General features: G+C 71.3%; 11 protein-coding genes and 1 rRNA gene. 1 reads left to right on the top strand and 11 read right to left on the bottom strand.

Features of this window, described 5'->3' with window-relative positions; genetic code table 11:
- Positions 1 to 29: 29 nt before the first annotated feature.
- A complete protein-coding gene (locus tag EDF42_RS16975) occupies positions 30 to 476 on the top strand; it encodes a DUF2510 domain-containing protein (RefSeq protein WP_221181043.1) in 447 nt (148 codons plus the stop codon).
- A 114-nt stretch (positions 477 to 590) separates the two neighbouring features.
- On the opposite strand, the gene EDF42_RS16970 is transcribed toward EDF42_RS16975, so the two are convergent.
- The 11 genes from EDF42_RS16970 to rrf all read right to left on the bottom strand — a co-directional run.
- A complete protein-coding gene (locus EDF42_RS16970; RefSeq protein WP_123341268.1) occupies positions 591 to 1643 on the bottom strand; it encodes a site-specific tyrosine recombinase XerD in 1053 nt (350 codons plus the stop codon).
- Positions 1644 to 1662: 19 nt separating this feature from the next.
- On the bottom strand, positions 1663 to 2244 hold the full coding sequence (locus tag EDF42_RS16965) for a DUF1349 domain-containing protein (protein WP_123341249.1): 582 nt from the start codon (positions 2242 to 2244) through the stop codon (positions 1663 to 1665).
- A complete protein-coding gene (locus EDF42_RS16960) occupies positions 2241 to 2816 on the bottom strand; it encodes an NUDIX domain-containing protein (protein WP_185003234.1) in 576 nt (191 codons plus the stop codon). Before EDF42_RS16960 ends, EDF42_RS16965 begins: the two co-directional genes overlap by 4 nt.
- A 227-nt stretch (positions 2817 to 3043) precedes the next feature.
- Positions 3044 to 4759, bottom strand: coding sequence for a CTP synthase (locus EDF42_RS16955; RefSeq protein ID WP_173170571.1), 1716 nt, complete (start codon positions 4757 to 4759; stop codon positions 3044 to 3046).
- A gap of 197 nt (positions 4760 to 4956) precedes the next feature.
- A complete protein-coding gene (recN, locus tag EDF42_RS16950; RefSeq protein WP_123341250.1) occupies positions 4957 to 6651 on the bottom strand; it encodes a DNA repair protein RecN in 1695 nt (564 codons plus the stop codon).
- 25 nt (positions 6652 to 6676) lie between these two features.
- On the bottom strand, positions 6677 to 7606 hold the full coding sequence (locus tag EDF42_RS16945) for an NAD kinase (protein ID WP_111086586.1): 930 nt from the start codon (positions 7604 to 7606) through the stop codon (positions 6677 to 6679).
- The gene (locus EDF42_RS16940; protein ID WP_260235551.1) at positions 7603 to 8415 is read right to left on the bottom strand and encodes a TlyA family RNA methyltransferase; all 813 of its coding nucleotides are present in this window, start codon (positions 8413 to 8415) and stop codon (positions 7603 to 7605) included. The genes EDF42_RS16945 and EDF42_RS16940 overlap by 4 nt, the downstream gene beginning before the upstream one ends.
- A 13-nt stretch (positions 8416 to 8428) precedes the next feature.
- The gene (locus EDF42_RS19085) at positions 8429 to 8596 is read right to left on the bottom strand and encodes a hypothetical protein (RefSeq protein ID WP_159572718.1); all 168 of its coding nucleotides are present in this window, start codon (positions 8594 to 8596) and stop codon (positions 8429 to 8431) included.
- Positions 8597 to 8606: 10 nt separating this feature from the next.
- Positions 8607 to 9578, bottom strand: a complete 972-nt coding sequence (locus EDF42_RS16935; protein ID WP_260235550.1) for an HAD-IIA family hydrolase — start codon at positions 9576 to 9578, stop codon at positions 8607 to 8609.
- 31 nt (positions 9579 to 9609) lie between these two features.
- Positions 9610 to 10419: a hypothetical protein gene (locus tag EDF42_RS19290; RefSeq protein ID WP_132100937.1), complete on the bottom strand. Its 810-nt coding sequence runs from the start codon at positions 10417 to 10419 to the stop codon at positions 9610 to 9612.
- Between the two features lie 1451 nt (positions 10420 to 11870).
- A 5S ribosomal RNA gene (gene rrf, locus EDF42_RS16930) occupies positions 11871 to 11957 on the bottom strand; the annotation flags it as partial.

Genomic DNA, 11957 nt, shown 5'->3' with positions numbered 1-11957 from the left:
CACCGTCCCCCGCACCTCGAGGAGTCCCCGTGACACTGCCGGCCGCAGGCTGGTTCCCGGACCCGCAGGACGCCAGTCGTCTCCGCTGGTGGGACGGTCACGCCTGGGGCGCCGCGACCCGTGTCCTGCCGAGTGCCCCGGAACCGGTCGTGCCAATCGTCGTCGCACCCGTGGGCCCAGCGTTCTCGGTGCACACGGCATCGATCCGGACCCGAGCGTGGGCATCCGGCGGCGGTCGCGATCGACGGCTGTGCGTGTTCACGGTGCTCGCGGTGCTGCTGGCCCTGACATCGATCCTCATCAACCCGCTGGGTGTCTGCAGCGCGCTCGCTCTCGTGTGCGGGCTCGTCGGCGCCATCCACCCCGGTGCGACCGGCGGCTGGGCGGTCCTGGCGCGGAGCGCGTCCGCGAGCGCCGTGGTGGTGGCAGTCGCGACGGGCGCGGTGGCGGCGTCGGCCCAGTTCCACCTCTTCTGACCCGACGGGGGCCGTCACCGTCCGACTTCGTGAGCAGAAATGGTCGGGTGCCGACCAGCGACCCGACCATTTCTGCTCACGAAGTGCACGCCCGCACCCGCCGAACGACGAGCCCTACCGCCGCGCCCGCGGATGCGCCGTCTGGTACACGTCCCGCAGCATGTCCGCCGTGACCATCGTGTAGATCTGGGTCGTCGCGACGCTCGCGTGCCCGAGCAACTCCTGCACCACACGCACATCGGCACCGCCCTCGAGCAGGTGCGTGGCGAACGAGTGCCGGAAGGTGTGCGGCGACACGTGCGCCTCGAGGCCCGCCGCCTCGGCAGCCGACTGGATCACGAGCCACGCACTCTGTCGTGACAGCCGGGCACCGCGTGCGCCGAGGAACAGCGCCGGCGTCGAGGTCCCTCGTGCCGCGAACACCGGCCGCGCCCGCACCAGGTAGGCGTCGATCGCCGCCCGCGCGAAACTGCCGAGCGGCACGACCCGCTGCTTGTTCCCCTTGCCGGTGACCTTCACGACGGCGAGGCCATCGGCGTCGGGGGCCGAGCCATCGGACAGCGTGGTCACGTCGTCCACCGACAACCCCACCGCCTCGGAGATCCGCGCGCCGGTGGCGTAGAGCAGCTCGAGCAACGCCTTGTCCCGCAGCCGGACGGGGTCGTCCACACCGGCGGAGCCGCCCGCGGAGCCATCCGCGGAGCCACCCGCGGGGCCGTCAGCAGAGCCGCCCGTCGACACCGCGCCGAGCAGCCGCTCCATGTCCTCGACCGAGATCGCCTTCGGCAGCCGCATCGGGGCCTTCGGTGGCCGGACGGCGGTGCCGGGGTCGAGCGGCAGCCAGCCCTCGCCCGCCGCGAAGGCCGTGAACGAGCGCACCGAACTGAGCATCCGGGCGATCGACCTCGGTGCCAGCGGACCGTCCGGCTTCGTCGCCAGGTAGGTCACGAACTCCGAGACGTCTGCCCGAGCGAGCCGCCCGACGTCGTCGATCGCAGACGCCCCACCGGCTCGGTCAGCACCGTCGGACTCGACGACCGGAGCCGTCGCCAGCCACGAGGTGAACACCGCCAGGTCACGCCGGTACGCCGACAGCGTGTGCTGCGACAGCCCGCGCTCGATCGCGACGTGCCGCAGGTACGTCTCCGTGGCACGGTCCAGGGGAATCACGACAGCAGGCGCACGGTCAGTGCAGCGCCTCGTCAGGCGCTCCGACCCGGTACCCGGTGAACGTCACGGTCAGGCCGGCACGCGTCGGAGCAGCGCACAGCAGTCCCGCCGACACGGCGGCATCGGGATCGAGGTACGCGACCCGCACCAGCCGGGGTTGCTCGTCCTCGGCCCAGGCCCGGACGGTCACGGCATCACCTTCGCGGCTGGCCCGGACCGTCACCACGCGTCCCACCCACTCCGGCACGGGCGCCACCGACCAGTCCGAGGAGTCACGGGTCACCACGGCGCCGAGCTGCGGCGTCCCGTCGGAGACCTCGACACCGGCCTTGATCCAGTTCCGCTCGTCGACGCGCAGGAACACGCCGGCCTGGTCGAACTGCTCCGTGTAGTCGAGGACGAACGATGCCTCGACCGAGAACGACCCGTCGAGGGGCTGCACCAGCGCGTGCTCGGAGTCGTGGACGAACCCGTACGACGTGGTCCGCCAGGCGTCGCTGCCCCGGGCCGCCGTGACCCGCAGCACATCGCCGTCGAGCTCCACGGCCTCGGGCTCGTGCGTCCACGTCGCCGCGTCGACCAGTTCTCGCAGGCTCATGCGCGGCCTCGCTCGAGCGCATCCACCGCGAGCACGGCCACGACCAGCCCGGAGTTGTGCAGCCGACCATCGAGGATCGCCTCCACCAGCTCGGCCCGCGGCACCCACCGCTTCACGATGTCGGCTTCCTCGGCCTCGCGCTCGAACGCCGTCGTCGTGGGCCGCACGCCCCGGGCGCGGTAGACCTGCAGGAACTCGTTGCTCCCGCCGGACGACGTGTTGTACCGGACCAGCGGCTTCCAGGTGTCCGCTTCGAGGTCGGCCTCTTCTGCCAGCTCTCGGGCGGCAGCGACCTGGAGGTCCTCGCCCTCGACGTCGAGCAGCCCGGCCGGCAGCTCCCAGTCGCGCACCTGCACCGGGTGGCGGTACTGCTGGATCACGAGGACACGGCCCTCGTCGTCCTCGGCGTAGACCGCGACGGCACCGGTGTGGTCGATGTACTCCCGCACCATCGTCTCGTCGTGGTACGCGATCGCGTCGCGGCGCACGTCCCAGACGGCGCCCTCGTACACGACGGTGGACTCGGTGACCTCGAACGAGGCGGCTTCGTCAGCGATGGGTGCGTCAGTCACGGAACCATCCAAGCACGCGCCCGTCGCGGAACAAGGCTCCGGACACAGCGCCGCGTCGTTCCGCGGTTGCGTGTCGGAACCAGGTGCCGTGAACGCGACCACAGACGGACGGGAGGCGCGGTGCCAGCTGGCACCGTCCCTCCAGGCACGGCCGTCACCCCGCTGGCGCGGTGCGCCGGTACCGGCTGGCGGGGCCCACCTCCCGTCCGCTCGTGGCTGGGCTGCGCTTACGCGACCTGCTCCTCGTTCTGCGGGTCGAACAGGCTGGACGCCTCGTGGCGCTCGATCGCGGCCGCGACGAGCCCCGCGAACAGCGGGTGCGCGTTCGTCGGACGCGAGCGCAGCTCCGGGTGCGCCTGCGTCGCGATGTAGAACGGGTGCACGTCGCGCGGCAGCTCGACGTACTCGACCAGGCTGCCGTCGGGCGACGTGCCCGAGAACACCAGGCCGGCGTCCGCGATCTGCTGCCGGTACGTGTTGTTGACCTCGTAGCGGTGACGGTGGCGCTCGGACGCCTCGGGCGCACCGTAGAGCGACTCCGCCAACGACCCGGAGCTGAACGTCGCCGGGTACAGGCCGAGGCGCATGGTGCCGCCCAGGTCGCCGCCGGCGATGATGTCCACCTGCTCCGCCATGGTCGCGATGACCGGCGTCGAGGTCTCCGGGTCGAACTCCGTGCTCGACGCGTCGGTCAGGCCGGCCTCGTGGCGGGCGTACTCGATGACCATGCACTGCAGGCCGAGGCACAGGCCGAGCGTCGGGATGCCCTGCTCACGGGCGAAGCGCAGCGCGCCGAGCTTGCCCTCGATGCCGCGCACGCCGAACCCGCCGGGGATGCAGATGCCGTCGACGTCGCCGAGCTGCTTCGCAGCGCCCTCGGGCGTGGTGCAGTCGTCGGAGACGACCCACTTCAGCGTCACCTTCGCGTCGTGCGCGAAGCCACCGGCACGGAGCGCCTCGGTGACCGACAGGTACGCGTCCGGCAGGTCGATGTACTTGCCGACGAGGGCGATAGTGACGTCCTTCTTCGGCTCGTGCACGGCACGGAGCACCGGAGTCCACGCGGTCCAGTCGACCGGGCCGGCCTCGAGCTTGAGCGCGTCGACGATGACCTGGTCGAGGCCCTGGTTGTTCAGCAGCGTCGGCAGGTCGTAGATCGACGGGACGTCCACGGCGTTCACCACGGCGTCCTCGTCGACATCGCACATCAGGGCGATCTTCTTCTTGTTCGAGTCCGACACCGGGCGGTCCGACCGCAGCACGAGGGCGTCGGGCTGGATGCCGATCGAGCGGAGCGCGGCGACCGAGTGCTGCGTCGGCTTCGTCTTCTGCTCACCCGAGGCGTTCATGAACGGCACGAGCGACACGTGCACGAAGAACACGTTGTTGCGGCCGAGCTCGTGGCGCACCTGGCGCGCCGACTCGATGAACGGCTGCGACTCGATGTCGCCGACGGTGCCGCCGACCTCGGTGATGATGACGTCGGGCTGCGGGTCGTTCTCCGCCTGCTCGCGCATCCGACGCTTGATCTCGTCGGTGATGTGCGGGATGACCTGCACGGTGTCACCGAGGTACTCGCCGCGACGCTCCTTGGCGATGACCGTCGAGTACACCTGGCCGGTCGTGACGTTCGCCGACTGCGCCAGGTTGATGTCGAGGAAACGCTCGTAGTGCCCGATGTCGAGGTCCGTCTCTGCACCGTCGTCGGTCACGAAGACCTCGCCGTGCTGGAACGGGTTCATGGTGCCCGGGTCCACGTTGAGGTACGGGTCGAGCTTCTGCATGACGACCTTGAGGCCGCGAGCCGTCAGGAGATTGCCGAGGCTGGCTGCCGTCAGGCCCTTGCCGAGAGACGAGACGACCCCGCCGGTCACGAAGATCTGCTTCGTCACCTTCGGGGTCGGGGTGTTTGCCTGGGTACCGCTGCTGAGAGTGTCCGCCACGGGATTCCATCGTACGTCAGAACTGCCGGGAGGCGCGACCTCGGTTCGCCGTGGGCGTTGCGCGGGGTGGGCGGCCGGGTCTTCGGGCCGTGCGCGCGTGGGCGCGCGTGCTTGCTTGCTTGCTTGCTTGCGTGCGTGCGTGCGTGCGTGCGTGCGTGCGTGCGTGCGTGCTTGCTTCCTTGCGGCCGCGTGGCAAGTCAGGCCGTCTGGCCGGCCACGTCGAGCAGTTCGCGGGCGTGTTCCACGCCGCTCGCGCTGTCGCCGAGCCCCGAGAGCAACCGCGCCATCTCCTGCAGGCGGTCCTCGCCCTCGAGCCGTCGCACACTCGACGAGGTCACGGCGCCGCTGGCGTCCTTCACCACGTTGAGGTGGTTGTTCGCGAACGCCGCGACCTGCGCCAGGTGCGTGACGACGATGACCTGCGTGCGCTCGGCGAGCTTCGCCAGCCGACGGCCGATCTCGATCGCCGCCGCACCGCCCACGCCGGCGTCGACCTCGTCGAAGACGAACGTCGGCACGGTCGTGCTGCCGGCCATCACGACCTCGATCGCGAGCATCACGCGCGAGAGCTCGCCGCCCGATGCCCCCTTGCCGATCGGTCGGGGGTCGGTGCCGGAGTGCGGCTGCAGCAGGATCGACACCTGGTCGCGTCCGTGTCGGCGGTACTCGCCCGCGTCGGTGACCTCGACCACCAGGGTGGCGCCGGCCATCGCGAGCGTCTTCAGCTCGGTCGTGACGCGCTTCGCGAGGTCCGCTGCTGCCTTCGTGCGGGCAGCGGTCAACGCGGCCGCTGCCGCCCCGAGGGCCTGCTCGTCCTGTTCGACGGACTGCTGGAGCGCCGCGATGCGGTCGTCGTCGCCGTCCAGCTCGAGCAGGCGGTCGCTCGCCCGCTGCCCGTAGTCGATGACGTCGTCGACGGTCTCGCCGTACTTGCGGGTGAGGCCGGCGAGCAGGGCGCGCCGTTCGTTGATGAGCTCGAGGTCGTGACCGGCCTCGGGCTCGAGCGAGCCGAGGTAGCTCGAGATGCTCGCCGAGGCCTCGGCCGCCTGGATGCCGAGCTCCGTGAGCTGTTCGAGCACGGGCTGCAGGGCGGCGTCGGAGTCGGCGACCCGCTCGACGGCGCGTCGGGCGGACTCGACCAGGCCGACGACGTCGGAGACGCCGTCGAGGGACTCGCTGGACAGGGCCTCGTGCGCGAGGGCCGCGGACAGCCGGAGTTCCTCGAGGTTGCCGAGCCGGTCAGCGCGCTCGGCGAGCTCGACGTCCTCGCCGGGCTGCGGGTCGGCCGCTTCGATCTCGTCCGAGGCAGCGCGGATCCGGTCCGCTTCGGCCACCCGCTCGTCGCGGTCGCGCGTCAGTGTCTCGAGTTCGCCCGTGTGCTGCTGCCACGCGTCGTACGCGGCGACGTACCGGTTCAGGGCCTTCTCGAGGGCCACCCCACCGAAGCCGTCGAGCGCCGCACGCTGCGCGGTCGACGAGGTCAGTCGGATCTGGTCGGACTGGCCGTGCACCGTCACGAGCTGGTCAGCGAGTTCACCGAGCACCGCGACGGGAGCGCTGCGGCCCCCGACGGTCGCACGGCTGCGCCCCTCGGCCGAGACCGTGCGCGTGAGGATCAGTTCGCCGTCCTCCACCGCGCCGCCGGCGTCCTCGACGCGTTCGGCGACGGCAGCGTGCTCGGGGACGTTCCAGCGGCCCTCGACCACGGCGCTCGAGGCACCACGGCGGACCGAGCCGGCGTCCGCCCGAGCACCGAGCAACAGCCCGAGGGCTGTGACGATCATGGTCTTGCCGGCACCGGTCTCGCCCGTGACGACGGTGAACCCGGGACCGAGTTCGAGCGTGGTCTCGCCGATGACCCCGAGGTCACGGATCGCGATCTCCTCGATCATCGGTGGTGCTCCTCGCCTCGGCCGGTCACAGGTGGTCCTCGTCCTCGTCGGTCTGCGGCCCGCGCCACCCGGTGACCGGGAGCCGGAACTTCGCGACCAACCGGTCGGTGAACGGAGCGTCCTTGAGGCGCGCGACCCGCACGGGGTCCGGCGACCGACGGACCTCGACCCGAGCCCCCGGCGGCAGGTCGTGCGTCCGGCGGCCGTCGCACCACAGCACCCCGACACCGCTCGTGCGCCGCAGGACCTCGATCGCGAGCGTGCAGTCCGGGCCCACCACGATCGGGCGGGCGAACAGGGCGTGCGCGCTGAGCGGCACCATCAGCAGGGCGTCGACGTCCGGCCAGACGATCGGACCGCCGCCGGAGAACGAGTACGCCGTGGACCCGGTGGGGGTCGACACGACGACGCCGTCGCACCCGAACGAGGACAGCGGACGACCGTCGACTTCGGTCACCACCTCGAGCATGCGCTCGCGCGAGGCCTTCTCGATGGTGGCCTCGTTGAGCGCCCAACTCGAGTAGACGATCTGGTTGCCGACGACCACGTCGACCTGCAGGGTGACGCGCTCCTCGACGTGGTACTCACCCGACAGGGCGCGCTCGACGGTCTCGGCGAGGGCGTCCCGCTCGCTCTCCGCCAGGAAGCCCACGTGCCCGAGGTTCACGCCGACGATCGGTGCCCGCGTCTCGCGCACGAGTTCGGCCGCGCGCAGGATCGTGCCGTCGCCGCCGAGCACGATGACGATCTCGAGCTGGTCCGCCTGGACGTCGACGCCCAGGATGTCGACCTGCCCCACTGAGGCTTCGGCTCGCCGGATGTCGGCGTACTCGTCGAACGGCATCACCGGGATCAGACCGGCGGCGTGCAGGAGGTCGCAGACCTCGACCGCAGCGTCGATCGAGTCACGGCGACCCGTGTGGGAGACGAGCAGGATGTGCCGGTCGTCGCTCATGCGGTCCCCTCTGTGAGTTCGGTTGCCCGGACTCTCCATTCTGTCGGATTGCCACCGACACCACGCTGGAAGCGCGCGAGGTACTCGTGGTTCCCGTGCGTCCCGATGATCGGAGACGCGGCGAGCCCGGTGGTCCCGAAGCCCAGGTCCCATGCGGCCCACAGGACGTTCATCAGGGCGTCGTCGCGGAGTGCCGCATCGTGCACGATGCCCTCGCGCACCCCACCGCGGCCGACCTCGAACTGCGGCTTCACCAACAGGACGAAGTCGTCGGCGGGGACGGCCTCGGCCAGGGCGGGCAGCACGAGCCGGAGCGAGATGAAGGACAGGTCGCCGACCACCAGGGTCGTCTCGGCTGCGGCGCCGTCGAGCGCGAGGTAGTCCGACCGGGTCAGGCTGCGGGCGTTGGTGCCCTCGACCACCGCGACACGCTCGTCGACGGCGATCGTGGGGTGCAGTTGCCCGTGCCCGACGTCGAGCGCGATGACCCGGCGAGCACCTCGGGCCAGGAGCACCTGCGTGAAGCCACCCGTGCTCGCACCGACGTCGAGCACCACACGGCCGGACGGGTCGACGCCGAACGCATCGAGCGCTCCGACCAGCTTCTGGGCAGCGCGGGAGACCCATTCGTCGGCCGCGTCGACCACGATGTCGGCAGCCGGCGAGGTCGGGGTCGAGGGCTTCACGACAGGACGACCCTCGACCGTCACCCGGCCGTCCTGGATGAGCTTGGTGGCAGCGGTGCGCGAGCGCGCGAGGCCACGTGTCGCGAGCAGGGCGTCGAGGCGGACCGGGGTCGCGTCGGGCACGGCTCCGTCCGGTTCAGGCACTCGCGGTGCCGCCGCTCTCGAGCCGCGTGCGCAGCTCGTCGTGGAGTGCCGAGAACGCGTCTGCACGTTCGACGAGCGGAAGGGTCTCGGCCGCCGAGGTGCGCGCGGCGAACTCGTCCTGTGGTTCCAGGTCGGCGGACGGCTGCTCGGGGTTCGGCACGTCCGACACGCTACTCGCCGCCGTAGAGCTGCGGGTCCACGTCGAGGCCGTAGATGGCCAGCCCGGACTCCCAGATTAGCGCTGCGCCGGCGCGGAGTCGATCGATGTCGCTGCCGGCGTCGAGGACCCGCACCACGTGCCCCCGCATCGCCACGGTGGCGCTGCCGACGGTGACGTACCGCGTGCCGTCGTCGTCCTGCCGACGGACGGTCACCGGGTAGGGCTCGGACAGACCACGGAGGTCCTCGAGCACGAACACCGGACGGGAACGCTGATCGGCCGCGAGCACCTGCTTCGCCTGGTCGATGCCGGTGAGCACGAGGACGCTCGGGATCCCGACGTCGTTCGCGCCCTTGATGTCGGTGTCGAGACGATCACCGATGAACAGTGTCCTCCCGCCGCCGAACCGCTCGACCGCGGCATCGAAGATCGGGCGCTCCGGCTTGCCGGCGACCACGGGCATCCGCCCCACGGCCTGGTGGACCGCAGACACGAGCGTGCCGTTGCCGGGCGCGATGCCGCGCTCGACCGGGATCGACCAGTCCATGTTCGTGGCGACCCACGGGATCGCCGGGTCGGCCAACGCGAACGACGCCTCGGCCAGTTCCTTCCACCCGAGGTCCGGGGAGAAGCCCTGGATGACCGCGGCCGGGGAGTCCTCGGCACTGGTCGTCACCCTGAAGCCGGCGGCCTCGACGATGCTCGACAGTCCCAGCCCACCGGTGACGAGCACCGTCGCGCCTGCCGGAACCAGCGTCGACAGGAGCTGCACGCCCGCCTGCGACGACGTGACGACGTCGTCCTCGGACACCTCGAGCCCGTATCGCTCGAGGTGCTCGGCGACGTCGACCGGTCGTCGGGACGCGTTGTTGGTGATGTACCCGACCCGTGCGGTCAGCGAGGCCCGTGTGAGTGCCTCGACCGCGTGCGGGATGGCGTTCCGCCCCCGGTAGACGACGCCGTCGAGGTCCGTGAGGACCACGTCGACGCCGTCCGTCGGCGCGGTCGGGACGTCAGTCGGCTGCGGAGCCGTCGACGTCGCGGGGGTTGTCGTCGTCGAGCTCGCCGGGCTCGTCGGCGTCGCCGGGTTCGCCGACGACGTCGGGCTCGGCGAGGGCTGGCTCGTCGTCGTCGAGGTCGGCATCGTCGTCGAGCTGGTCGGTGTCGTCGAGCTCGCCGGCGTCTCCGTGTTCTTCGACTTCGAGCGTTTCCTCGACCACATCAACTGTCTCCCAAGCGTTCTCGTCGGCGGCTTCGGCGAGAGCCGTTGCCGCACGGTCGACACGGGCCCACCACTCGTCGGCCTCGTCCTGGCGGCCGAGCTCTTCGAGCGTGGCCGCGTAAGCACTGTAGAGCGCCGGTGACCACGTGTAGGCCGTCGACGGGTCCAGCTGTGGAATCTCCAGCTCGCCCAGGGCAGCTGTGGGGTTTCCGAGGTCGATGCGTGCGCCGGACATCGCGATCGCGAGTTCGACCTGCACGGCGGTGTCGAGCGCGGCACGCTCCACCGAACGGCCGAGTTCGAGCGCGCGCTCCGGGCGGCCGAGGCCTCGTTCGCAGTCCACCATCATCGGGAGCTGGTCGTTGCGGCCGGAGATGCGCCGGTAGGTGCGGAGCTCGCGCAGCGCGGTCGCGAAATCGCCCAGGCGGTACGCCGTGATCGCAGCGGTCTCGCGGACGACACCGACGCGGCCGGCACGGCGGGCGGCGCTCAGAGCGTGCTCGTTCGCCAGAGCGGGATCCTCGTCGACGAACAGCGCCGCGGCCACGAGGTGCCGGGCGACCCAGTCGGCGTTGTCCTTGCTGAGCGTCTTCAGCTCCATGCGCGCTGCGGGGTCGAGGTCGCGCGCATCGATCTCGTCGGGGATGTCCGGGTCGTCGTGACGCGGACGGATCGACTTCGTGCCGTACGGGTCGCGGTCTTCCCAGTCGTCGCGGGCTGCCTCGCCGAACCGTGCGCCGGCGTGACGCGTCCCGTCGCCGAAACGGCGTCGATCGTCGCCACCGTCCTGACGCGAGCGGTCGCCACCGCGGGCCGGACGGTCCGAAGCACCCCGGAAGGACGGACGGTCACCGTCGCGGCGCGGACGGTCGCCGTCGCGGGCCGGACGGTCGCTGTCGCGGGCCGGACGGTCGGAACCACCGCGGTACGCGGGACGGTCGCCGTCACGACGCGGACGGTCCGATGAACCGTCACGGTACGACGGACGGTCGCCATCACGAGCCGGGCGGTCAGAGCCGCCGCGGTACGGGCGGTCTCCATCGCGAGCGGGACGGTCGGAACCACCGCGGTACGCGGGACGGTCGCCATCACGACGGGGACGATCCGAGCCGCCCTGGTACGGGCGGTCACCATCACGACGCGGACGATCCGAACCACCGCGGTAGGCCGGACGGTCGCCGTCACGGGCGGGACGGTCCGAGCCACCGCGGTAGGCCGGACGGTCGCCATCACGGGCGGGACGGTCGGGACGGTCCGAGCCACCGCGGTACGCGGGACGGTCGCCATCACGACGCGGACGATCCGAACCACCCTGGTAGGGGCGGTCCCCATCACGACGCGGACGATCCGAACCACCCTGGTAGGGGCGGTCCCCATCGCGACGCGGACGATCCGAACCACCACGGTAGGCGGGACGGTCGCCGTCACGCGCGGGGCGGTCTGACCGGAACGGACGGTCCCCGTCGCGGCGCGGACGCTCAGCACCGCGGGGGCCGTCGCCGCGCGGCGGACGGCCGGAGTCGCCGCGATCGCTCCGCCACGACGGACGATCGTCACGGGCTCCGGAGCGGAACGGACGGTCACCACCGCTCCGCGGCGCACTGTCGCGACGTGCAGCGCCGTCGCGGAACGGACGGTCGGAGCGCTCAGGACGGTCACGGCGGTCGCCCTCACGGCGCTCGAAGTCACGTGGACCGGACGACCAACGGCCTCCGCTCGCAGCGTCTCCGCGCGGACCCCCGTCGCGTCGAGGGGCTCGGTCGTCCCGTCGGGGTCGGTCTCCCCGGTCGCCGTCGTTCCGCCGCTCGTCGTCGTTCGCCACCGTTGCTCCTCATCGCGTGCCCGGGCCGAAGGCCGGGCGTTCGTCCGCTGTGTCGTTGTGTTGGGTGCCGCGTCGGTCGGACCGACGTTCGAACTCCAGTCCATCATGAACCGGAGCCGACGTCGAGCGACGAGCGGCAAAACAGAAATGGCCACCGGCCACCACCGTGAACGAGGGTCTCCCCTGCGAATTCACGATGGAGGGCCGATGGCCACATCTTCTTACGTTAAGTCCGGCGGCGTCCTACTCTCCCACAAGGTCCCCCTTGCAGTACCATCGGCGCTGAGAGGCTTAGCTTCCGGGTTCGGAATGTGACC

This window comes from Curtobacterium sp. PhB172, from assembly GCF_003752545.1.
In the GTDB taxonomy this organism is placed as follows: domain Bacteria; phylum Actinomycetota; class Actinomycetes; order Actinomycetales; family Microbacteriaceae; genus Curtobacterium.
The sequence above is the reverse complement of the archived record's forward strand: the minus strand, read 5'-3'. Positions and strand labels throughout refer to the sequence as shown.

Excerpts from the sequence above, each read along its gene's own strand:
- EDF42_RS16945 (WP_111086586.1), bottom strand. The coding sequence starts at position 7,606 with ATGAGCGACGACCGGCACATCCTGCTCGTCTCCCACACGGGTCGCCGT.
- EDF42_RS16965 (WP_123341249.1), bottom strand. The coding sequence starts at position 2,244 with ATGAGCCTGCGAGAACTGGTCGACGCGGCGACGTGGACGCACGAGCCC.
- EDF42_RS19290 (WP_132100937.1), bottom strand. The coding sequence starts at position 10,419 with ATGGAGCTGAAGACGCTCAGCAAGGACAACGCCGACTGGGTCGCCCGG.
- recN (WP_123341250.1), bottom strand. The coding sequence starts at position 6,651 with ATGATCGAGGAGATCGCGATCCGTGACCTCGGGGTCATCGGCGAGACC.